Consider the following 21,316-nt stretch of genomic DNA (forward strand, 5'->3'; position numbering starts at 1 on the left):
TCCTACGCCAGAGAAGCCTATCAGGAGTATGAGGAATGCGAACAGTGCAACGAAAAAGACACCGAATGCAAGTTTCCACGGGAAGCCTTTCGGCTGTTCGACGAGCGAACTGAAAGGAGGGAGCGTTTCGGGTTTCGACATGTACTCTTTTATTCCCTTTACATGCCCTGCACCGACGATACCGAGAACCTTTTCGTGTTTTGATGCGAGCCTCAGAAGCGAGTGGGTTAGATAAGCATCCCTCTCCCCGATAAGCGCCGCCGCACCCTTCGGCGAGAACTTCCTGAACTCTTCGATCGAGGCCTCGATTAGGTCCTGGTTCTTAGTGAGCTCCTCGATATCGATCTCTTCTTCATCGCCTTTGCCGGCTACGGCGCCAACTACTGCAAAGAGAAGTTTGAGCTTTTCTATAATGCCCATTCCTCCCCAGAAACGCGATAGGGTCAGGCGGATGTCCCTGTCGGCAAGGGCTATCGGGATATTATTCTTCTCGGCCTCTTCAATTGCGGCAAGCATCTCGGCGCCAGGCTCGACACCTACATCCATCCCGATCTTTCTCTGGATATATGCAAGCGACCACTGGACAAGGAGTTCTGAAAAATTTCCTCCTTTCAGGATCTCGTTTACCGTGGGCTTCTCGCCCTGGTTTCTGATAGCCGCGAATCTTCCTTTATCCAGTTCAATAGCCACTACATCCGGCTGGTACTCTTCTATAGTATTTCTTACTTCATCGATACTTGCCTGCGACACATGGGCGGTGCCTACAAGTCTTATTTCACCCAACTGTCTTTACCCCCTCGCTGTCAATTATGTTCATTTTATCACATTTTAATTCGGCCGAACTGAAGATCTTCCTGATCTTATTGAATTCTTCCCGCTCGAATAGTGCTCTTTCAATTAGCTCTTCGGCGATTTTGCCTGCTGCCTCTTCTGAGGCCACATCTCCTATTCCGGGGCATTCAAATATCAAAAACCCCGATTCATCAAGCATGAACGGGTATGTCCTGCATATCTGCGGCCTGTATTCATATATACTGCACCGGGAGTCCTCATTAAGAAAACGGCACTTCTTTTCCGTTCTCTTCAGGCACCATGCAAACGTATACTCCTCGCCGTTGTCTCCTATGAGAGTCTCGGGATAGGGCTCTGCGATCTCACCCCATGAAAGGCCGGTACCGTCCATGATCCTCCTAATCTCGGGTGCACTCACCAGAACAAGATTCGAGTTGTCGGATATAAGAGAACAGCATTGTCCGCACATCCTGCAGGAAAATCCGGTTTCTTTTATTTTAGCTTTCAGTTCTTCGTGTTTAATCATAAAAAAATCAGAGATTGTCCTGTGTGATCCTGTCGAAGTTCTTAAAGACCCTGTAGCCTTCTGTCGTATGGCTGACTTCCGGGTGCCACTGGACGCCGTAGATATTCTTTTCAAAGTTTCCAATTGCTTCGTTTCCGCAGATATTGGATCTCGCAAGGAGCGTGAATCCCTCGGGCATCTCTTTTACTTCATCTGCATGGGATGCCCAGACAGAGATCCTGTCCGGGTAGCCTTCGAGAATTCCCGTATGATCCACGATCTCAACTTCAACGCCTCCGAATCCTCCCATCTTTCCCGGGTTTACAGTTCCGCCATACCTGGTGGCAATAATATGCAGGCCGAGGCATATCCCGAGTACAGGTAATCCGAGGTCGAGGTAGTCGGGGGCATGGTTCGCCCTATCAAGGCTGGGGCCTCCGCCGAGGATTATCCCCCTGTATGAACCTTCGACCTCTTCAGGCGGGACATCGTTTTTTATCATCACTGCATCGATTTCGATGTCCCTGAGCATCCTTTTGATCAGGTGGTTGAACTGACCGAAATTATTTACAAGGCAGATTGGAAGCATTTGTTAATATTTGTGGTTTATTAATGTATATTACTTTCACAGGAGGCATTGCCGCCTGTATCCGGAATAGGTAATCCTAAAAAATATGAGGCCAGGATGTTTCTTCACCCGTATTTCTCGAAGAAAGAATTGATTGCTTTCCAGATCTCATCTTTCGAGTATCCCATCATATATGCAAGCCAGAGGGAGCCCGAGATTAAAGCGCCTTCCTTTACCTCTCCGTTGCAGTATCTTGCAAGGGCTGCATTCCCGATATTTCCGAAGTCCGGGTCCACGAACCACGCGGTAGCCCCGACAAGATCGGACGCCTTTTCGATATTTGCAGAACTGTCGACTCTCACGTATTCTGTTGTTACAAAGGGCGGCATTTCATTCCCGAGCGCCTTGATTAGCGCCTCTACCGCAAGCATTTGGGTTCCGCCGGAGAGGACCAGGTTTTTGTCGTAACCCTTTGCAATTCCGGCTACGACCGGCATCATCGGGTCTCCGCAGTAACTTACAATATCTAAGGGGTCTTTAATGCCGTCCCCGACGATCCTCCTGGCAGCCTCGCTGCAGATCTCTTCCTTGATTGATGACGGATTGCTGCTGTAGCTGCTGGAAACGCCTACATCATAACCAAGTGCACGGAGAACGCAGAGCGCTGTCGTGGTTCCGCCGGGTACACTCTCCCCGAGGACAAGGAGGTCGCTGTAATCCGAGAGTTGTCTGCCTATTGTGATTCCCTTTTCATATAATTCACGTGCCTCTGGCACAGCAGGACCTTCCCTTGGATCCTTTCCCGGACTTCCGTATGCGTCAATGCACGGTACGGCAGGCGGTGTCTTAAGACCTGCATTGATTATTATCGGGTTGATCCTGCAGAGTTCAAACATCGCCCTGGTGACTGTCGCGGGTGTCGCACAGCCTGTCGGGCTGAGCGGGATTGCGATGTCCTTCGGCATCCCGTTCAGGATAAGGCCTGCATCAAGTGCCGGTGTTATCAGAGTCGCTTCAGGGTTGAATCCTGCGGCCGAGACTCCGGGAATTGTGGAAAGCATCGTGTTTGCGATGACCATTCCTGCCATCGGCCTTTCAAATTTGATATCCGGTTTATATGATAGAAAAGGCATGGAATAATTTTTACTGGTGAATGTATATGACAATTTGTTTTTCTTAATTCAAAAAAAATGGAAGAAACGATTATTTATACATGCCTTATATTCGGGAGATCTCTGTGAACGAAACGGGTTCAGTCGGATTCATCTTCCTTTCCCCTATATGCCCATACTTCCACTTCCTGTTCTATGATGAGCCCTCCTTTTATTATCTCATCCAGTACCGGTTTGATCTCGTCGATCTTCTCACGCGAATCGACGACTTCGATCACGATAGGAAGATCTGTTGACAGGCGGAGTATCGAGGTTGTATGGACATTGCTTGTCTGCCCGAACCCTGTAATGCCCCTTAAAACTGTCGCTCCATAGAATCCCTCCTTTTTAAAGAGTTCTACAAGGAAGCGGTACAGGGGTTTTCCTTTATACCGGTCGGATTCGCCTATGTATATCCTAAGCAGGACCGCCTTTGAATTTCTTTCAAGTTTCATGTAAACACCTCGGCAAAACCTGCCATTATCTTTCCCAGGTAAATTCCGCAAAGCGTAAGCAGAACTGTACCGAGTATATTTACCGACAGCTTAATGAATTCGTTGTGTTCGAGCATCCTGAAGGATTCATAGCTGAATGTCGACATCGTGGTGAACGCCCCGAGGACGCCGATAGTAATGAATATGCGTGTCTCATCGCTGAAAACTCCGGTATATTCTGAAAAATACATAATAAACCCGAGGAGAAAGCTGCCGATTATATTTACCGACATCGTTCCGACGGGGAATGTAGAATTTCCGCTCTGGAACCACCCGCCGATGATATACCTGGCGAGTGCACCGATTGCTCCTCCTATGGCTACGAGCAGCCAGATCTTCATATATCCGCCCCGGCTATAATCGTCATATGTCCCCAGTATTTTCCGGGAATATTATTAAATGCTCGTGATAAAATGAATTGAAGAATGCAAAAAACAGCCTTTTAGGGGGATTCCCTTCCTGTCCATGGCAATTTGGGCGGATTTGGATTATTTATCAGATACGGGATCATTTTTCATGGTTGAACCGGTTGGGGGTCCCGAAGGCATGTGTGTCATTTATTTTCTGGTAACGTGTGAAATTAGGTTTGTTTCTCCTCTTTATCACCTCGCTTCCGTGCCGGACTGCTATAACAACCCTTGTAAAATACATTTTACATTTTAACATATATACTTTACCTTTACTATGTGATGAATCTCAGTAATTGTTTTTCGGGTGCTCCATCCAAAGATCTCCCCTCAAAAATTTCATAGAGTATTTTTTCTCTGGCAAAAGGATATTATGGGATGGAACAATAATGTTCCATGTGGAACGAAATATCGGATATGAGATTGCCATACATCTGCTTGAGTCCGACAGCCACCCGAGGAGGATAGCAAAGGATCTCGAAGTCCCGCATACAACAGTTATCCGTCGGCTGAAAGGTCTTTATGACATGAATATTGTTGATTTCAGGGAGGAGGGGAAGAACAAGGTATTCTATCTTGAAGAAAGTCTTGAGGCAAGATCCTTCATCATCTCCGCGGAGATCTACAAATTTACAAAAACCCTGGACTTATATCCCCGTTTAAGACCGCTTTTCAATGGAATAATCCGGGATGACAGGATACATCTGGCAATACTCTTCGGGAGTTATGCCCGGTGGGCTCCGACCTACAAGAGCGATATCGATATTTTTATTGAAACAAAGGACAGGGAGATTAAAACCGGGGTGGAGAAACTCCAGTCACGGGTGAGCGTCAAGATCGGTGATTTCGACCGGAGCAGCGATCTTGTGAGGGAGATCGAGAGCAATCACGTAATAATCAAGGGTTTTGAGGATTATGTCGGAAAGACGCGAGTTTTACAGTAGGATCTACAGGCAGGGGCACCTGAGGCCGGTTCCGCCGAGCATAGATATGAAGCGTGCCTACCAGAAAAAATCCGAGAGCTATATCGTATCGGCAAGGATACTGTTCGAGAACGGGAAACTCGAAGAGGCTGTTTCGATGATCTACTACAGCATGTTCTATATGGTGCTCGCTCTTTTTTTCAGAACCGGCATAAAATGCGAGAATCATTCTGCCGCAATATATCTCCTCGAAGATCTGTACGGACTTGACAACAGTGCAATAATCCATGCCAAAAGCGAGAGGATAGACAAACAATATTATATCGATTTCAATCTAAGCCGCGAGGATGTCGATGAGATGATGGGAGAGGCATATGATTTCAATGCATACATCATGGACTTTACCGAGAAGATGAAAGGCAGGGAGATTGAGAATTTCAGGAACATGTTCTTAGACCTTGTCAGGTGAATCTTTTTTTTAGTATCTATAATATTACGGATATCCAAAATATATTTATGTGCTACGGACAACCGTAGTATATGCAGTTACACCCTGTAATCCGGCTTCGGCTTTCGCTTGGTTTCATTCAGTATGCATTGAACCTGTTGTGGGAGGTTGACAGGGGGAAGAAGAGCCCTCTTTCTCCTGCAGCGATTGAAATCATATACACGGCCTACTTTCATCCCCTCTATATGGGAGATGTGGCGGAGATGCTCGGGATAACCAGGAGTACTGCCACGGATCATATCAATTATCTTGAACGTGAGGGGTATGTCCGACGGGAACCCGACGGAAACGACAAACGAAAGATCAGGGTGTTTGTTACAGAGAAGGCCGAAGAATGGGTTCTGTCGATTGAAGAAAGATTGTTCGGCTATTTAGAAACATGCCTTTCCCGTATGACGGAGGAAGAGCAGGAGCAGTTTGCCTTATTGTCCACCCGGTTTACAGGAGTGTCCGATGACAGGACATTTGATGAAGCTATCAGGGGGATGAAAAAAAGCAGGGACGATTTCAGCGTACCGCTGCTCGAAAGGCGTGATGGGAGACTTCTGCGGCTTGAAGAAATGGCTGATGAGCGCTATCATGCGTTTGATGATGAAGATACTAAAAAAAGTGATGAAATTATGTTTGAAAAAAGAATTCCGGAGACTGATGAAGGTATTCAGGATGAGTTTACGGTTGAGATCTATGATCAGATGCAGAGAAATCTCCGTGATGCGGGACATCTCCCTTCGGAAGATTACATAAAAACCGGCATTGACTCGGGAGAGGTTCTTGAAATCGGTCCCGGGCCCGGTTATACAGGGCTTGAATGGCTTAAAGCTACAAAAGATACGAAGCTCACTGGCGTTGAAATCAGCCCGGAGATGATCCGCATGGCAGAAAAGAATGCATCGGATTATGGGATGTCCGGCCGGACCAAGTACGTGGAAGGAAATGCCATGAATATCCCTCTTGGCAATAACATGTTTGACGGAGTATTTTCCAACGGCTCCATGCATGAGTGGGAGAATCCTGTTTCGGTATTCAACGAAATCGCAAGAGTGCTGAAACCCGGCGGAATTTTCTGCATAACCGATCTGAGAAGAGATCTCTCGGAAGAGATATACGAATACATGTATAATGCCTGTAGTCCTGAGGAGATTAGGCCGGGATTTAAGACATCGGTTATGGCTGCATATACCCCCGTTGAACTGGAGGAAATCCTTGCAGAGTCGGATCTTTCCGGGAAAGTAATCGGCCATCCATACGGGCTTGTAATCACAGGCCGGGCTGCAAAAAAGTAGGAGAATTTTCAATCTCTTTTTTCGACCGGACAGAAGCCCTTTTTTACACTACCCTTCCAATAAATAATATTCAGATGAAGGGTTTTTTCAGATCGATAGCGGCAACGTTCGGGTTCTGCACGATACTCCCTGTAGGCAATAACGTGGACTTCGACTATTATGCGAGACGTTATTACCTGATGCCGCTCGTAGGCTATCTTACCGGGTGCATAGCTGCAGGGGTCGCGATCCTTCTTGGCAGTACGCCGTTTGCCGCCGCCGCTTCGATTGCTGTCCTTTTGATCCTTTACGGTTTCAATCATCTTGACGGCCTCCTGGATTTCGGCGACGGTCTCATGGCACACGGAAGCCGCGAAAAACGAATCAAAGCCCTGACAGATCAGAACGTGGGTGCGGGAGGTGTCGGTCTCGCCATGGTCGTGATATTAATGACCTATAGCGGTCTTTCCGCGTTGCCCGCAATGCCTGCGGCACTGATTGTTGCCGAGGTCTGCGCAAAATTCTCTCAGGTTGCTATGATTGCATTCGGAGAGCCCCTGCGGGAAGGAATTCATTCGTATGTCCGCTCGTTCGGGAAGAAATACTATGTCATTCCGGCGTTTTTGATATGCATCCCGGTAATCCTGATGCCCTTTTCCGTCAGGGAGTTTTCAGCTGTGGTAATTGCCACTGCAGTATCTATTGCTTTCGTTTATTTTGCCGCAACAAGGCTGTTCGGCGGTGTTAACGGCGATGTCGACGGCGCTTCCGGCGAGATCACCCGGATGGCGGTTATCGCTGCACTGGCACTCGCTGTCTGAAACATTTTCTTAATAAACTGCAAAGTCCCTCTATTATACTCATGAGTGAACTGTATTACGGGGTTCATACATTAGGCGGTGTAATCACCGAAAGAAATGGTGATCTCTGTACAATACGGCTGCGGACGCCTGCCGGTATATTGTCTGTTGAAAAGATGCGTGGTATCGCAGAGATTGCAGAAAGATTCGGCCAGAATGAAGTACACCTCACGACACGGCAGACCCTGGAGATCCCTCATATCCACCACACAAGACTGGAAGAGATAAAGGAGGCGCTTGCGGAGAACGGGACGCCTCTCGGATCGGAAAAGGACGAGGTCGTAAATATCGTGGCATGTCCCGGTACCGAGAGATGCAAGTTTGCAAATTCCGATTCAATTGGTCTTGCAAAAAGGCTCGATGAGAAGCTCTTCGGAAAAGAGATGCCGGTGAAGATCAGGATCTCGATCTCCGCCTGCTCTTATGCATGCACCAGTCCTGTCTTAAACGAGATCGGAATAACTACGAGGGTCTCGCCGCACCGGACACCAGGCCTTTGTACAGGGTGCGGTCAGTGCAGCGAATACTGCAAGGAGGAAGCTATCAGTGTAATCGGCGGCGAGGCCAGAGTCGACAAGGAAAAATGTCTCGAATGCGGCGTATGCGTCACTTCCTGCCCGTTCCAGCTTGTTGATATCCAGAAGAAATATTATATCATCACGGTCGGCGGACGAAGAGGAAGACACCCCCAGATGGGGCGCGTCCTTGCAGAGGTCGATAACGAGGACGATGTCGTAAATATCATTGACCGGCTGGTATACTGGGTATACAGGCGTGCATGGTCCGGCAGACTTCTCTCGGATCAGCTTGAAGACATTAAGTTCGATTCCTTCAAAAACGATGTGCTTCCCGAACTTCTGAAAAAGGAGTAATATCTTATTTTAGTATGAATAGAGGGATGTAAATCCTTCATCGTTTTCATCTGCGCATACGATTGCGGTGCCGTCCCTGATTAGAGTCATGAACATCATGTGCGCTGCCATGAGTTCTTCGTCCGGAGTAAGGCCTTTTTGGATCCCGTCCATCTTGGACTTCTGCGGCGCTTTGACTTTTCTCTTGTTCACAATCACACCTTCGCAGAATTTGCAGTAGGCGCAGTGGCTGTAGACGGAAACATCCTCATTTTGACATTTTACGGACGCCTGACTACCCTTCTCGTCTTTTTTCATCTCAAGCGATTTCATCTCTTACAAACCTCTTACTTAAATCAAGATAAATATCTCTTTTTTACGTCGTTTTGATCAATTATCCGCTCAGGTAGTACACAACGAAATCTTTTATATGGCTGGTTTCCATATATAAGATACTCGTACCCAAGCGATTGGACGAATTTGAGTAATCAATAAATTTGAGGTTATGATTATGGCATCAGACAAGCCACACATGAATCTGGCCGTGGTCGGGCACATCGATCACGGAAAATCCACAACTGTGGGTCGTTTACTGTTTGAGACCGGTGCTGTGCCTGCGCACATCATTGAGAACTACCGTAAGGAAGCGGAATCAAAAGGAAAGGGGTCCTTTGAGTTTGCATGGGTTATGGACAACCTCAAAGAAGAGCGTGAGCGTGGTATTACTATCGATATCGCTCACAAGAGGTTCGACACCGACAAGTACTATTTTACAATCGTAGACTGCCCTGGTCACCGTGACTTTATCAAGAACATGATCACAGGTGCATCCCAGGCAGATGCAGCTCTCCTTATTGTAGCAGCACCTGACGGTGCAATGGAGCAGACAAAGGAGCACGTTTTCCTTTCCAAGACACTTGGTATCAACCAGCTTATCGTTGGTATCAACAAGATGGATGCAGTAAAATACGACGAAAAGCGCTATGAGGAAGTCAAGCAGCAGATCAGCGATCTTATCAAGATGGTCGGATTCAACCCCGCAAACGTTCCGTTCATCCCCATGTCCTCGTTCGTAGGCGACAACATTGCGACGAAGTCTGCAAACACACCCTGGTACAGCGGTCCCGATCTTCTTGAGGCACTCAACATGCTTCAGCCCCCGGAGATCCCCGTAGACCTTCCGTTCCGTCTTCCGATCCAGGACGTATACTCGATCTCGGGTATCGGAACAGTCCCCGTCGGACGTATTGAAACCGGTATCATGAAGAAGGGAATGAAGGTTTCATTCATGCCCGCAAACAAAGCCGGTGAGGTAAAGTCAATCGAGATGCACCACGAGGAAATCCCCGAGGCAAAGCCCGGCGACAACGTCGGTTTCAACGTCCGTGGTATTGGAAAGAACGATATCCGCCGTGGAGATGTTTGCGGTCCTGAGGAAAAGCCCCCGTCGGTTGCAGAGGAATTCACAGCACAGATCGTTGTTCTCCAGCACCCGAGTGCAATTACAGTCGGATACACCCCTGTATTCCACTGCCACACTGCACAGGTTGCATGCACATTCGTTGAACTCCAGAAGAAGCTTGACCCGCGCACAGGTCAGGTCAAGGAAGAGAACCCCACATTCCTGAAGGCAGGAGATGCGGCAATCGTCAAGCTGCGCCCGGTCCAGCCTCTCGTCATCGAGAAGTTCAAGGACATCCCACAGCTCGGAAGGTTCGCAATCCGTGATATGGGTTCGACAATTGCAGCCGGTATGTGTATAGACATTGACCTCAAAGATATGAGATAATCCGGTTCTCAATATTTTTTTTGGTGACCAAAAATGCAAAAAGCAAGAATTCGTCTTTCCGGAACCGACTTTGAAAAAGTCGAAATGGTTTGCGACCGTATTAAAGAGATAGCTGAAAGAACAGGCGTAAACTTAGCAGGTCCGGTACCTCTTCCCACAAAGAAGCTGGTTGTACCCATTCGCAAGAGCCCCGACGGTGAGGGAACGGCTACATGGGATCGCTGGCAGATGCGTGTTCACAAGAGACTAATTGATCTCGATGCAGACGAGCGTGCACTCAGGCAGCTGATGCGCATTCAGGTCCCCAAGGACATCGGCATTGAGATAGTTCTCGAGAACTAAACAGGAGGCGGCACTTGAGAGCCGCAGAATTAACCTCTCAATTTAAAGGATTTTTTACTTTTGAGAGGACTCTTGTTCTGATATTTTTAGTAAGCCTGCTTTTCAGGCTTGCGTTTTTGGATCTGAAGCTCCTCCATCATGATGAGGCCATTCACTCGTGGTTTTCATACAGGCTTCTTACTCTTGGGGAATACAGCTACGATCCTGTCTATCACGGGCCTTTCCTGTATTACGTCACTGCCGGTGTCTTTTCATTTTTAGGCGCCAGTGAGTTTACAGCCAGGCTGATTCCCGCAATTTTGGGAAGCACGTTATGTCTGTTCGTGTACCCTGTATACAGGCTTGGCTATCTTAATCGTATCCAGGCAATTGTTGCAGCCGTATTCTTTGCAATATCACCCGATCTGGTATATTTCTCGCGTTTCCTCAGGAATGATATATTTGTGGTATTTTTCACTCTCGTTATTCTGGTTGCCGCATTGTATTATATCGAGAAAGGGAAACTGCGTTATGCCCTGATAGCCGGAGCAGGCGTCGGATTCGGGATGTCATGCAAGGAGAATATGCCGATAGTGGTCCTGATATTTGCGGTGTTTCTCCTTTATCTTGTATACTCGGGTAAATGGAAACTCCCGCGCCTCTGGATCCGTGATCTCGCATGTACAGTTATAATTGCCGTCGGAATAATGGCGGTATTTTACTCATCGTTCGGAGCAGTTCCGGAGATGCTCATGACCGGCTGGCAGACTGCCATTGAGCACTGGCTTGCGATGCACGAGGAGCAGAGGCTTGGCGGACCGCCTTATGTGTATATTCTGCTTTTCATTCTCTATGAACTGCCGATATTCCTGCTCGCCATTTATTCGGTTTACAGGTTCTTTATGGGCGGAAGAAGCCTGAAAAGGAAGAGAAAGCAGTTCCTGCCCGAGGAAGAAGCTAAGTTTCCCGAAGATCTGCTTGAGGGAGATGCAGAAACGGTACTCCCTGAAGAGGTTGCAACTACCAGTGACGAGAATCTTTGCACAGAGAATCCGGTTCCTGTAGTTGATAGCGAAGCAGGGACTGCAATTGACGAAGTGAAAGAACCACTCGGTAAACCTACTGGTTTATCCCTCCCGGTTATTGATAAAAAGACAGAATTTGCAAGATTCTGCATATTCTGGATGATTGCATCGATGGCGGCATATGCATATATCGGCGAGAAGGTCCCGTGGCTGATACTTCACCAGCTTGTCCCGATGATCTTTGTGTCGGTCATCTATATTGAGAGATGGAAGGTCTGGGTTCCGGTGCTGGCATCTGTATTCCTCATCGTGATGATGCTCCATGTCGCCTTTACTCCGGCAGATATCAACGAACCTATAGTTCAGGTTCAGAATTCGGAGGAGCTAAAGGAGCTCTTTACAATGATTGACGCCTCGGATAAAGTTGCAGTCGATTTTGACGAGAGATGGCCTATTGCATGGTACTATTACAGCGAAGAAGGCAAAAAGGTCAGTTATGTGACCGATATGAATAAGAATATAGATTATCTTAAAAACGGTGATTTCGATCTGATAATAGTCCATGATGACAAGAATCTCTCTGTGCCGGGCTATGAGAAGTATACGACTCTTAAGAAGAGCTACTGGTTCTCATATTATGATAATAAGGATCGCCTGATTCCCTATTATTTCCTGAGGGATGGCAAAGTTGGCAGTCTTAATTACGATGTTTTAGTCCGGACGAATAGCAGTTGGGAAACTGTATAATAATCTATTTTTTCTTTTCTGTTTCACATCTGCTTTGTAAATATTATTTTATTATTTGAACTGGTGACCTAAAGTCGCCTTGGGTTTCGAAAGGGGCGGAACCCCTTCGGTAGGCAACCCTTGCGCAAGTTCGCTTCGCAGGCTCAGCGAACACGCCCTGACCTCAGGGCTTTGCGCTTGCGATAATGCTACCCTTTCGGGCAGCCTCTATAGTGAATCATAATAATCGCCTTGATAATTGTATTGTGATATTGGAAAAAACTGGAGCAAAAAGGGGATGCTTGTCCATCCCCTTTGCGACTTATCGCGATCAGGGGGAGGGTCATAGGGAGGGGGAATCTTCCCTCTCCCTTTTGTTGTTATCGCGTGTTATTACTCCACGAACATAAATCGAAACTTGTCAAATCTTATTTCACATTACATTCATATTTTTATATGTCAGAATCAATCTTTCATCAGGATAAGGTAGCATGGATACGCAAAAGGCAGAATGGCTTTGGCAGTGTACTATACCCGACAATACGGAACTCCAGGAGCATACACTTAAAACAAGCCGCTGCATCATAGTCGGAGAGCGATGCACCATAGATTACGGGCTGAAGGGCGAGGACATCCTTGTCGGTGAGTTCTGTCGAATCAACGGCAATATCAAATCGGATGGCGATTTCCGTCTTGACAACTGGTCTGAAATAACCGGCGACATATATGTTAACGGAGATGCCTTCCTTGGCGAAGGAGTGAAAGTCAGCGGAAAACTGGTTGTAGAGGGAGATCTGGATCTCGGTGATAATGTCCAGATAGCGCAGGGATTTGAAGCACACGGATGGATATCGATCCGGAACCCTATGCCGGTCATCACCTATATCCTTCTTTACCTGATAACTCTTCTCGGGCTTGAAAAAGAGGAGGATATCTCTAATTTTTTCAAAAACCTTGTTGAAGAGGATGAAGATGAAAAATCAGTTCCCCTTGTGATCTCCCCGAATTCAGTTCTTGATATGGAGAGATTTTCATCACCCGGAAAGATGACGATTGGAAAGGACTGCCGTCTTCATGGAAATATCAGGGCTAAATCGATAACCGTTCATGAAAAATGCACGATCTTCGGCAGTCTCAGCGCAGAGCAGGATGTCGTTATAATGGAGTCTAATATCGTACACGGGGCTGTGAATTCTTCATCCGGCAATGTGGAGATAATGAATGATTCTCATGTCCTCGGCGATGTTAAATGTAAAAGCCTTGTTATCGATGAGAGATCGCATATCGACGGCATGATTGTCGCACCAGGCGGTGTAAAAATTCAGAGGTGAAAATGAAAATTCTTGAGACTTTTGAAATAGAGGATTGCAGCTGTATTGAGCCGACACTTATGGATCATCTTGAAGACAGATACACCGATATGGCTGTAATGATGGCCGCCGACGAAGCAAGGCTTCTGATCGACGAGAAAGAGGATCCCGTGGCCCTGGCGCTCCATGATTCGAAAAATTGGTTTGTATCGTCATATATCTTCAGGGAGCCGGAACTTGGTGTCATCGAAAAGTTCGAAGAGTGTGGGGGGGATATCTACCAGGAGAATCGTGATGACTATACGGATTCTATAAGGGAATACTACTGTCTTGAGATGGTAAAGGAATTTCCCGGTGTTCTCGAAGACAACAGGCCCGGAAGGGATATACTCGTCAGGGAACTCCTTGAAGAGGTCTTTGGAAGCGGCTGCATAGGTATGAAGACCGCCACGGATTTCTGCTGCGGCTCCGGAGTCGCCACATCGGTTCTGAATGATATGGGCAAGGATACGCTCTCCTTTGATCTTGATGCCTCTCTCATCTCGCTTGGGGTCCAGAAGAAAAGACTTGATCCGAAAAGGGCGATGTGCATCGATGGGAGAGCAGCCTCCGTTTTTTGCCCGGAATCCGATCTCTGCCTCGCTCTTATGCTCGGGGATATAAACAACATGAATTATCCAATCTGGGAGTGCATGATCGGCGAGATACTTGCAATCGGTAAAAAGTCCCTGATCTCCGTGGCAACGGAACGCGAATCGAAAATGGTAGAGAAATGGCTCGAAGAAGAGGACGCCTCAGTTACATCGTTTGAAAATACATGCGATCCGATTTATGACAGGTTTGTTCTGGTAGCTGAATAATTTCTTTCCAGTTTTCTAACTTTCTAATTTTTTCAGGAGTTTCATTGCAAATGTCCTGATATTGGGGTCTTCCGTGTCTGCAACAGCTTGTTCCAGGTACGGAACCACAGTTTTTCCTCTTTCAAGAAGGGCGTTTTCGGCTCTTATTCGTATTGGTGCACTGTTGTCTCCAAGGGCAAGAATAAGCGGCTGTACAGATGCATCCCCCCCGATTCTTTCTATCATCTCAAGCGCACTTGCCCTGAATTCGGGATCTTTGTCATTTTGTAGTTCTGCAAGGACTTCAATGGCCTGTTCGCCGATCCTTTCTATCTCGTCCCAGTTGTCTCTTGCTGCGAGGTAAAAGATGATGTCCCTCTCGGTCTCCGGCACCCATGAGAGTGCTTCAAGTGCATGGGCGATATGCGACCTGTTGTGAGTTCCGGAACTCATGGCATCAAGCAGATATGGTATTGCTTCGTTGCCTGAATTTTTAAGCGAATCCGACGCTTTTTTGCACATGAAATGATCCTTTGAATCCAGGACGGTGATCAGGGTGTTAATAGCTTTTGGATCCTTGAAGTAGCCAAGTGAAATTATTGCGGCGTTTTTAACCCTTGAGTCTTCATCGTTATTTACAGTATATATGAGAGCTTCCAGTCCCTGCTGATCTCCGATAAAGCCCAGGGATTCTGCCGCCACCATCCTTACCACAGGATCTTTCTCCTCGTATAATACCTCGCAAAGTGCCGTGATGGTACGTTTTTCCGGTATTTTTGCGAGATTTTGTGCCAGTATGATCTTGACCGAGGGTCTGCCTGCTTTCAGTTCCCTGATCATGCTTTTTACCGCGGGATCTCCCATGCCTGTCAGTATTTCGGCAACAAGATTCTGGAATTCCGGGTTTTTATCATCTATCGAATTGATAAGCGGCTTTATCGCTTTATCTCCAAGCATGGATATCTTTTCGACTGCTCCCATCTGGACCATTACATCGCCTGATTTGAGTTCACTGATGAGTTTATTGATATCGTCACCGGCTTTTCCGGGTGCAGTTCCGGCAGGAGTCTTTACCGTAGCAGTTACTGCCTCTCCGCCAAGGAGTTCCAGTGCCTTGTTTCTGACGTTTTCGTTACTGTCTGCCGTAAATTCTGCAAGGACTTCTCTGGCTCTCAGATCCTCTATACCGGCAAGAACAACGATAATTCCGTTCTTTTCGATTACATTTCCCTGCACCCGCAATCGCCGGGCTTCATCCATCAGGGCGTTAAACATCTGATCGCTCATGTTGCGCAATGTAACAACGGCAGTACTCCTGACATCATACTCGCTGTCGTTGAGCATCCTTACGGCAAGTGATATCGCAAGTGGGTCGGCAATCTTTCCAAGGGATTCGAGTGCGGTGATTCTTGCGTCCAGATCGCTGCTTTCGAGAGACTTTTTGATATAGGGCAGGGAACTGTTTCCCATCTTCGATACTGCCGATGCAGCTTCCTTTCGAAGCTCCCGGTTGGGATCGGAGAAGCACCTGATAAGAGATGGTATCGATTTGGGCTCCTGTATCAGTCCCAGGGAATGAGCGGAGGCCATGCGGACATTCAGGTTTTTGTCTGCGAGAGTTTTTGCAATGTAGGGGGCGGCTTTGGTGCTTTTCAGGTCCCCGAGAGACTCGATGGCAGCGACCCTGACATTGTCTTTTTTATCGAGCAGAAGATAGAGAAGACAGTCAGTTGTTATGATACCGCTCTGTTTCAGGTTTTCAATCGCTGCCGACCTGACGACTTCGTTTTTATCGGAGAGGGCTTTTGCAAGTTTGATCTTTCTCTCTCCTTCAATACCGCAGGCCTGAAGTTTCCTCATCCAGCCTTCCTCGGCTTTGGTATCCTTCGGGGCCATGGAAGCTTTCTGCCTCTTAAGCTGCTCTTCGAGGGACTCGTCTTTGCTTTCTTTTTCTTCCTTATGCGGAGTTTTTTTCTTTTCAGCGCTTAAAGAGTCTTTTTCCTTAATCCTTGAAGCAGCTTCAATTGCAGCTTTTTTCAGCACGGGATCGCTGCTTTTCATCGCATCGTTTATTGCAGCATATCCTATGCTCCCCATTGCCCTCAGAACCTCTGTGCACTTTATCCTGATCGCGGGGTTCTGGTTGCAGAGTCCGGTTACCAGGGTCGGGACGGCGTTTTCACGCATCTGGACGAGGTCTGCCCATCTCTCTTTTACCATCAGGAACCTGGCTTTTTCATTATTGTTGGCCGGCTTCCACCCGCTTTTTTCAAGGGACCATGAAGCCTCGACTCTTACTGAAGGGTCTTCATCATCCAGGGCTTTCACAAGATACGGCAGAAGTCTCGGGTCTTTGATCTCTCCTATAGCTTCTATTGCCGCATGCCTGACTCCTGCATCACTGTCATTTGCAAGAACAGTAAGAGGCTTTGCCGCATCATCGGAGTTGATCTTTTTAAGAGTCTGGGCGACTTTCTTTCTGGCTTTCGGATCGGGATTCTTCAGGTCCGCCGAAAGCACGATAACCCCGTCTTTTCCGGTCTTTGAGAGCTTTTCATAGTCCTCGAGACCATAAAAGAACAATGCGGCCTGCCTGTTGTTTGCAGGCACCCATTTCATATTGGAGAGCGAGAGTGCAGCCTGCCTGCTGACTTCCTGGTTCTTGTCTAAAAGAGCCTGGACAAGGAGTTGTGTAATCTCATTGCCAAGGTAATCCAGATATCCCAGTGCAAGGGCGGCACCGCGCCTTGATTTGTAATTATCACTCTCTAATGCTTCTTTGAGCGGGTTGATCGCCTTTTCCCCGTTTTGCCCTATGGCGCGTGCGGCTCCGTCGCGGACTCTTTCCTTGCCTGTTACAAGCAGTTTCATGAGGGTAGGGATTGCTGGCTCTCCGTATGTACCGAGAATCTCGGCTGCACCGGTTCGGATTAAGGCATTGTCATCATTTAATGCCTTCAGCAGGTGGACGATGGCGGGCTTTCCTGCCCCGCTCAGCCGGATTGCCGCCTCCTGTCTTTTTTCCCAGTCTTTTGATCCAAGGGCCCGGATAGATCTTTCGATCTCCGTTTCCTTTGCAGATTCATCTTCTTCCCTGTCCTTACGATCAAAAAGTGCCATAGGATTGTTGAAACTCCGCTCAGGTTATAGAAATGTTGTATATAATGATCTGAATTTCCTTTAATATTAAATTGGTCTTTGGATCCGATTGCGTTTGTATTATATTTTATTTCGTATAACAGGGTAAGCAGGAAAGTTTTTTTCATTCAACGGTGTGTTCATGGGAGAGAAGAAAATACCCGAACTTTTAGCCCCTGCAGGATCCTTTGAATCGCTTAAGGCAGCGGTCTCTGCCGGAGCCGATGCCGTATACCTTGGGGGAAGAAAATTCGGGGCCAGAAATCTTGCTTCCAATTTTACAGGTGAGGAGCTGAAGGATGCTGTCGATTACTGTCACTCCCGGAATGTCAGGGTATATGTTACGCATAACATACTTGTCCATGATGATGAGATCGCCGATTCTATAAACGAGCTGCACTTCCTCTTCAGTATCGGTGTGGATGCTGTTCTCCTCCAGGACTTCGGAATATTGCATGAAGCTTCGAAAATTCTCCCTGATCTCGAACTGCATGCCTCGACACAGATGACCATCCACAACCCTGAAGGTGTCCTGTGGGCCGAAGCGAATGGAGTTTCAAGGGTGGTCCTCTCCCGTGAGATGAGCCTGGAAGATATCTCAGCAGTCAGAAATTTTAAGGGAACGGAAAAGACCGGTCTTGAGGTATTCGTTCACGGGGCGCTCTGCTGTTCGTACTCGGGGCAATGCCTGCTTTCGTCTATGATCGGAGGGAGGAGCGGAAACAGGGGCCTGTGCGCCCAGCCATGCAGAAAGGAGTACGGGATCTTGTCCCTGGAATTCGACGGATGTGGAAATCCCGCCATAAAGAAGAAAAATGGATCGTGCTACATGATGTCTCCCGCAGATCTCTGCGCATACCGGAATCTCGATTCACTCGCTGTATCCGGAGTGGATTCGCTGAAGATCGAAGGAAGGATGAAGTCGCCGGAGTATGTTGCGATTGTAGTTTCGGTCTACCGGAGGGCTCTCGATCTGATTGCAAAAGGCGGCTGGTCTTCGTCCGATGAGGATGAGACATTGCTCCTCCTTGCGTTCAACAGAAATTTTACCGGTGGATACATCTCCGGAGAGTCGGGGGTGTCGATAATGTCCATCGACCGTCCCGGGAACAGGGGGGTATATGCCGGCAGGGTTATCGGTTATGATCGTGGTAAAAAGAAAGTCACCGTTAGGGCGGACGAACGCATCGTCCCTGAGGCCGGGGACGGGATTTTAATCCGTCAGCCCGGAACACAGGATGATTTCGGCCTTACAATACCCGGGAATGCAGAAAAAAAAGGCCGCGAGATATCTTTCCATGTTAAGAACCCGGCAGTCCCCGGCAGCAGTGCTTATATAACCAAAAGCGTTCTGCTTTCGAAGATGGCAAAAGAAATCTCGTCTTCGCCCGGGGGTGTCGCAAAAAAGATCCCTGTTCGTTTAAGAATCTATTTTGACGGAAAAGTGCCGGTCGCATCGGCCGTATTCCCGTCACTTCACGGAGAACTCTCGTATGAGACAAGAGCCGGATTTGAGATGCAGGATGCGAAGAGCAGGCCGGTTGAACCTGATGACCTGAGGAATATATTCTGTAAGACAGGAAACCTGCAGTTTGAAGTGGCTGATTACAAATCCGATTACCCGGGAGGACTATTTGCTCCGGTCTCCCTGCTGAACGAATTCAGACGGGATCTTTTTGATGGGATTGAAAAGAGGTTGATAGATGTCTGCCTGCCTTCGGATGACAAAATTGCCGGGTCGGCAGAAGGAAGAGATCTTTTCTTATCTACACTAACGAACAGGAAAGCTGTCATGCCACCCCGGCAGGCCGGTCGCACTATTTCCGTTTATGTCTCCTCCCTTGCCAGTGCGAAGACAGCACTTGATGCAGGGTGCACCAGGGTTTATTATGAGATGAAGACTGTTCCCGGGATTGACAGCAGTGTCTATGCCCGCGAATTTGAGGAAGGAATCTCTGCCGCATCGGAGTACGGAGCGGATTTCGTATGGAAATGGCCGCGTATAACCGACAGGTCATTTTTCAGGACTGCCGAAGAGATCCTTGAGTCGTTGGGAGATTCAAAGCCGGACGGCATAATGGTCGAAAATGTCGGCGACGGCGTTGCGGCGATGCGGATTGCTAAGGATATTCCCCTCTACGGCGGCCAGGGGCTTAACATATTCAACCATCTTGCAGTCGGAATGTTCTCCGGGGATTACCGCCTCCTTACGCTTTCGTGCGAACTCAACAGGTCCCAGCTGAAGAGGCTGTGCGGGCTATCAGGCGCGAATATTTCGTCACGCCCTTTGCTGGAGTATGTCGTCTTCGGTCCATCAGAGATACTGATATCGGAGAACAACCTGCCTGCCGCATCAGTGGGGAATAATTATTCGCCCTCGGAAGAATACGGGATAGCAGACAATACGGGACGAATCTTTCCTGTACAGGTTGATGCATACGGGCGGACACACGTATACAACTCTGCGGTGACCTGCCTGATCGACAGTCTGCCGGAGATCTTCGCCACAGGTGTTGACGGGATATCGCTTGATTTGAGACTTAATTCACCAGAGTTCGCCGGTAAGATCACGGGACTCTACGTGAAGGCTGCCACGTTGTCACTCGATGCCGGAAAGAAATCATCAGGGTCTTTGAATCTGCTGAAAAAAGAGATAACGTCTTTGTATCGCGGAGAAATTACCGCCGGACATTTTAACAGGGGAGTCTGATCAGATCTTTTTCAGATCGGAGATTCTCCATTCGTTCGAGTATACCGTGAACCTTTCGTCCCTTGCGAAGCATATGAGAGTGATGCCGGTCATTCTCGCTGTTTGGATTCCCCCCGTAGTTGATGCCGCTTTTGAAATTATTATGGGAATTCCTGCATTCGCACATTTTGAAACCATACCCGACGGCTGTCTGCCGGTGCACCCTACATAGCATTCGGAGAGGTCAATTCCGTTTAGCACCGCAAAACCGATGATCTTGTCGATGGTATTGTGCCGCCCGATATCCGACATCTTCGCAAGCACATCTCCGTCTTTGAAAAGGACGGAGCAGTGCATGCCGCCAGTCTGTCTCCATTCCTCGGATACGATCATGTGGCTGATCCTGAATATCATCTCTCCTGATATTCTTATGTCGGATTCGACTTTTTTTGGGGCCTTTACAACATCGGCGCTTCCTGAAGTGGAGCACTCGATCGTGATCTCGCCCGGGTCTGCACCGTAGACATATACCCTGTTCCCCCTGATCTCTACCTTATCCACATAACCGGAAAGACCCTCCGAGATCACGTAACCAGCCCCCAGTTCGGCGATGTTGTCCGTATTTGCAACCTGGGTGGTGATGTATGCGTCGTTAAGAAATATCTCCACTCTTTCTTCAGGAGCGATGCAGTCAGATATTTTTGAAATATTCTTTCCTGTAACCTTCAGGGCATCGATTGTGTCGAGTTCCATCATTTTTTCCCGGCCTCCGGTACAAGCTTCCCCTGCTCCCTGATCTTTTCGAACTCCTCGTCTGATCCTTTTGTCTTAAGCAGCATCGTACCGAAGCAGGGTTTTTTGAAATAAAAGAGGATTTCCTTTTTCTTTTTCAGGAATCCCACATACAGCGGGGCTTCGCCAAGGATATTAACTCCTTTGATGGTGTAATGCTCGGGCATTTCATAGACCTCAGATGATTTCTTGAAAATATATTCTACGGCATCTTCGGCTTTTATCTCGGGATCGATGATATCCGGACAGAGTTTATTGACGCATCGGTTCATTTGATAAACAAATCATGCGATCGGAGAAATAAAATGCTTTTTGGATTGAACAAAACCGCCAGTGATATTAATAGATATAAAAGCCAACTTTTCT

21 protein-coding genes are annotated in these 21,316 nt (G+C 47.8%); 11 read left to right on the top strand and 10 right to left on the bottom strand.

Annotated elements, in window-relative coordinates; translation table 11 throughout:
* From METPAY_RS09000 to crcB, 6 genes are all read right to left on the bottom strand, one after another.
* Window positions 1–783 (bottom strand): TraB/GumN family protein (locus METPAY_RS09000; RefSeq protein WP_048151523.1); only part of this gene is annotated, 783 nt, incomplete at its 3' end.
* Window positions 776–1,261 carry a YkgJ family cysteine cluster protein gene (locus tag METPAY_RS09005; RefSeq protein WP_245611591.1) on the bottom strand — a complete coding sequence of 162 codons (486 nt, stop codon included), beginning with the start codon at window positions 1,259–1,261 and terminating at the stop codon, window positions 776–778. The genes METPAY_RS09000 and METPAY_RS09005, both read right to left, overlap by 8 nt.
* Before the next feature lie 64 nt (window positions 1,262–1,325).
* Window positions 1,326–1,886, bottom strand: coding sequence for a GMP synthase subunit A (locus tag METPAY_RS09010; RefSeq protein ID WP_048151526.1), 561 nt, complete (start codon window positions 1,884–1,886; stop codon window positions 1,326–1,328).
* A gap of 104 nt (window positions 1,887–1,990) precedes the next feature.
* A complete protein-coding gene (gene cobT / locus METPAY_RS09015) occupies window positions 1,991–2,998 on the bottom strand; it encodes a nicotinate mononucleotide-dependent phosphoribosyltransferase CobT (protein ID WP_048151527.1) in 1,008 nt (335 codons plus the stop codon).
* Between the two features lie 119 nt (window positions 2,999–3,117).
* Window positions 3,118–3,471, bottom strand: a complete 354-nt coding sequence (locus tag METPAY_RS09020) for a DUF190 domain-containing protein (protein WP_048151529.1) — start codon at window positions 3,469–3,471, stop codon at window positions 3,118–3,120.
* Window positions 3,468–3,851: a fluoride efflux transporter CrcB gene (crcB, locus tag METPAY_RS09025; protein ID WP_048151531.1), complete on the bottom strand. Its 384-nt coding sequence runs from the start codon at window positions 3,849–3,851 to the stop codon at window positions 3,468–3,470. Before crcB ends, METPAY_RS09020 begins: the two co-directional genes overlap by 4 nt.
* A 464-nt stretch (window positions 3,852–4,315) precedes the next feature.
* Between crcB and METPAY_RS09030 the strand changes: the two genes are divergently transcribed.
* The 5 genes from METPAY_RS09030 to METPAY_RS09050 all read left to right on the top strand — a co-directional run bounded on the left by METPAY_RS09030 (window position 4,316) and on the right by METPAY_RS09050 (window position 8,342).
* Window positions 4,316–4,861 carry a nucleotidyltransferase domain-containing protein gene (locus METPAY_RS09030; protein ID WP_157199050.1) on the top strand — a complete coding sequence of 182 codons (546 nt, stop codon included), beginning with the start codon at window positions 4,316–4,318 and terminating at the stop codon, window positions 4,859–4,861.
* The gene (locus tag METPAY_RS09035; protein ID WP_048151533.1) at window positions 4,833–5,309 is read left to right on the top strand and encodes a HEPN domain-containing protein; all 477 of its coding nucleotides are present in this window, start codon (window positions 4,833–4,835) and stop codon (window positions 5,307–5,309) included. The genes METPAY_RS09030 and METPAY_RS09035 overlap by 29 nt, the downstream gene beginning before the upstream one ends.
* A 71-nt stretch (window positions 5,310–5,380) precedes the next feature.
* A complete protein-coding gene (locus tag METPAY_RS14725; RefSeq protein ID WP_084600769.1) occupies window positions 5,381–6,631 on the top strand; it encodes a methyltransferase domain-containing protein in 1,251 nt (416 codons plus the stop codon).
* A 74-nt stretch (window positions 6,632–6,705) separates the two neighbouring features.
* Window positions 6,706–7,431, top strand: a complete 726-nt coding sequence (cobS, locus tag METPAY_RS09045; RefSeq protein WP_048151534.1) for an adenosylcobinamide-GDP ribazoletransferase — start codon at window positions 6,706–6,708, stop codon at window positions 7,429–7,431.
* Window positions 7,432–7,472: 41 nt separating this feature from the next.
* The gene (locus tag METPAY_RS09050; RefSeq protein ID WP_048151537.1) at window positions 7,473–8,342 is read left to right on the top strand and encodes a 4Fe-4S binding protein; all 870 of its coding nucleotides are present in this window, start codon (window positions 7,473–7,475) and stop codon (window positions 8,340–8,342) included.
* 9 nt (window positions 8,343–8,351) lie between these two features.
* Here METPAY_RS09050 and METPAY_RS09055 read toward each other — a convergent pair whose 3' ends face one another.
* Complete coding sequence (locus tag METPAY_RS09055; protein WP_048151539.1) at window positions 8,352–8,654, bottom strand: hypothetical protein; 303 nt, start codon at window positions 8,652–8,654, stop codon at window positions 8,352–8,354.
* A 178-nt stretch (window positions 8,655–8,832) separates the two neighbouring features.
* Between METPAY_RS09055 and tuf the strand changes: the two genes are divergently transcribed.
* From tuf to METPAY_RS09080, 5 genes are all read left to right on the top strand, one after another.
* The gene (gene tuf, locus METPAY_RS09060) at window positions 8,833–10,110 is read left to right on the top strand and encodes a translation elongation factor EF-1 subunit alpha (protein ID WP_048151540.1); all 1,278 of its coding nucleotides are present in this window, start codon (window positions 8,833–8,835) and stop codon (window positions 10,108–10,110) included.
* 33 nt (window positions 10,111–10,143) lie between these two features.
* Entirely contained in the window at window positions 10,144–10,452 is a 309-nt protein-coding gene (gene rpsJ, locus METPAY_RS09065) for a 30S ribosomal protein S10 (RefSeq protein ID WP_013328647.1), read from the top strand.
* Between the two features lie 14 nt (window positions 10,453–10,466).
* On the top strand, window positions 10,467–12,203 hold the full coding sequence (locus METPAY_RS09070; RefSeq protein WP_048151542.1) for a flippase activity-associated protein Agl23: 1,737 nt from the start codon (window positions 10,467–10,469) through the stop codon (window positions 12,201–12,203).
* A 470-nt stretch (window positions 12,204–12,673) separates the two neighbouring features.
* Complete coding sequence (locus tag METPAY_RS09075; protein WP_013328649.1) at window positions 12,674–13,513, top strand: polymer-forming cytoskeletal protein; 840 nt, start codon at window positions 12,674–12,676, stop codon at window positions 13,511–13,513.
* A gap of 2 nt (window positions 13,514–13,515) precedes the next feature.
* Complete coding sequence (locus METPAY_RS09080; RefSeq protein WP_048151545.1) at window positions 13,516–14,352, top strand: hypothetical protein; 837 nt, start codon at window positions 13,516–13,518, stop codon at window positions 14,350–14,352.
* Window positions 14,353–14,367: 15 nt separating this feature from the next.
* Here the strand turns inward: METPAY_RS09080 and METPAY_RS09085 are convergent, their stop codons facing one another.
* The gene (locus METPAY_RS09085) at window positions 14,368–17,451 is read right to left on the bottom strand and encodes a HEAT repeat domain-containing protein (RefSeq protein WP_048151546.1); all 3,084 of its coding nucleotides are present in this window, start codon (window positions 17,449–17,451) and stop codon (window positions 14,368–14,370) included.
* Window positions 17,452–17,611: 160 nt separating this feature from the next.
* Between METPAY_RS09085 and METPAY_RS09090 the strand changes: the two genes are divergently transcribed.
* Complete coding sequence (locus METPAY_RS09090) at window positions 17,612–20,179, top strand: U32 family peptidase (RefSeq protein WP_048151548.1); 2,568 nt, start codon at window positions 17,612–17,614, stop codon at window positions 20,177–20,179.
* On the opposite strand, the gene fdhD is transcribed toward METPAY_RS09090, so the two are convergent.
* Both fdhD and METPAY_RS09100 read right to left on the bottom strand, forming a co-directional pair.
* Entirely contained in the window at window positions 20,180–20,914 is a 735-nt protein-coding gene (fdhD, locus tag METPAY_RS09095; RefSeq protein WP_052418755.1) for a formate dehydrogenase accessory sulfurtransferase FdhD, read from the bottom strand. It abuts the gene before it with no gap.
* Window positions 20,911–21,222 carry a DUF1894 domain-containing protein gene (locus tag METPAY_RS09100; RefSeq protein ID WP_048151550.1) on the bottom strand — a complete coding sequence of 104 codons (312 nt, stop codon included), beginning with the start codon at window positions 21,220–21,222 and terminating at the stop codon, window positions 20,911–20,913. Before METPAY_RS09100 ends, fdhD begins: the two co-directional genes overlap by 4 nt.
* Window positions 21,223–21,316: the final 94 nt, after the last annotated feature.

It is taken from the genome of Methanolacinia paynteri (genome assembly GCF_000784355.1).
In the GTDB taxonomy this organism is placed as follows: Archaea; Halobacteriota; Methanomicrobia; order Methanomicrobiales; family Methanomicrobiaceae; genus Methanolacinia; species Methanolacinia paynteri.

What these genes read in the sequence shown, in the direction of transcription:
- METPAY_RS09005 (WP_245611591.1), bottom strand. Translation starts at nt 1,261, where the DNA reads ATGTGCGGACAATGCTGTTCTCTTATATCCGACAACTCGAATCTTGTT.
- METPAY_RS09010 (WP_048151526.1), bottom strand. Translation starts at nt 1,886, where the DNA reads ATGCTTCCAATCTGCCTTGTAAATAATTTCGGTCAGTTCAACCACCTG.
- cobT (WP_048151527.1), bottom strand. Translation starts at nt 2,998, where the DNA reads ATGCCTTTTCTATCATATAAACCGGATATCAAATTTGAAAGGCCGATG.
- METPAY_RS09020 (WP_048151529.1), bottom strand. Translation starts at nt 3,471, where the DNA reads ATGAAACTTGAAAGAAATTCAAAGGCGGTCCTGCTTAGGATATACATA.
- crcB (WP_048151531.1), bottom strand. Translation starts at nt 3,851, where the DNA reads ATGAAGATCTGGCTGCTCGTAGCCATAGGAGGAGCAATCGGTGCACTC.
- METPAY_RS09035 (WP_048151533.1), top strand. Translation starts at nt 4,833, where the DNA reads ATGTCGGAAAGACGCGAGTTTTACAGTAGGATCTACAGGCAGGGGCAC.
- METPAY_RS14725 (WP_084600769.1), top strand. Translation starts at nt 5,381, where the DNA reads ATGCAGTTACACCCTGTAATCCGGCTTCGGCTTTCGCTTGGTTTCATT.
- cobS (WP_048151534.1), top strand. Translation starts at nt 6,706, where the DNA reads ATGAAGGGTTTTTTCAGATCGATAGCGGCAACGTTCGGGTTCTGCACG.
- METPAY_RS09050 (WP_048151537.1), top strand. Translation starts at nt 7,473, where the DNA reads ATGAGTGAACTGTATTACGGGGTTCATACATTAGGCGGTGTAATCACC.
- METPAY_RS09055 (WP_048151539.1), bottom strand. Translation starts at nt 8,654, where the DNA reads ATGAAATCGCTTGAGATGAAAAAAGACGAGAAGGGTAGTCAGGCGTCC.
- tuf (WP_048151540.1), top strand. Translation starts at nt 8,833, where the DNA reads ATGGCATCAGACAAGCCACACATGAATCTGGCCGTGGTCGGGCACATC.
- rpsJ (WP_013328647.1), top strand. Translation starts at nt 10,144, where the DNA reads ATGCAAAAAGCAAGAATTCGTCTTTCCGGAACCGACTTTGAAAAAGTC.
- METPAY_RS09075 (WP_013328649.1), top strand. Translation starts at nt 12,674, where the DNA reads ATGGATACGCAAAAGGCAGAATGGCTTTGGCAGTGTACTATACCCGAC.
- METPAY_RS09080 (WP_048151545.1), top strand. Translation starts at nt 13,516, where the DNA reads ATGAAAATTCTTGAGACTTTTGAAATAGAGGATTGCAGCTGTATTGAG.
- METPAY_RS09085 (WP_048151546.1), bottom strand. Translation starts at nt 17,451, where the DNA reads ATGGCACTTTTTGATCGTAAGGACAGGGAAGAAGATGAATCTGCAAAG.
- METPAY_RS09090 (WP_048151548.1), top strand. Translation starts at nt 17,612, where the DNA reads ATGGGAGAGAAGAAAATACCCGAACTTTTAGCCCCTGCAGGATCCTTT.
- fdhD (WP_052418755.1), bottom strand. Translation starts at nt 20,914, where the DNA reads ATGATGGAACTCGACACAATCGATGCCCTGAAGGTTACAGGAAAGAAT.
- METPAY_RS09100 (WP_048151550.1), bottom strand. Translation starts at nt 21,222, where the DNA reads ATGAACCGATGCGTCAATAAACTCTGTCCGGATATCATCGATCCCGAG.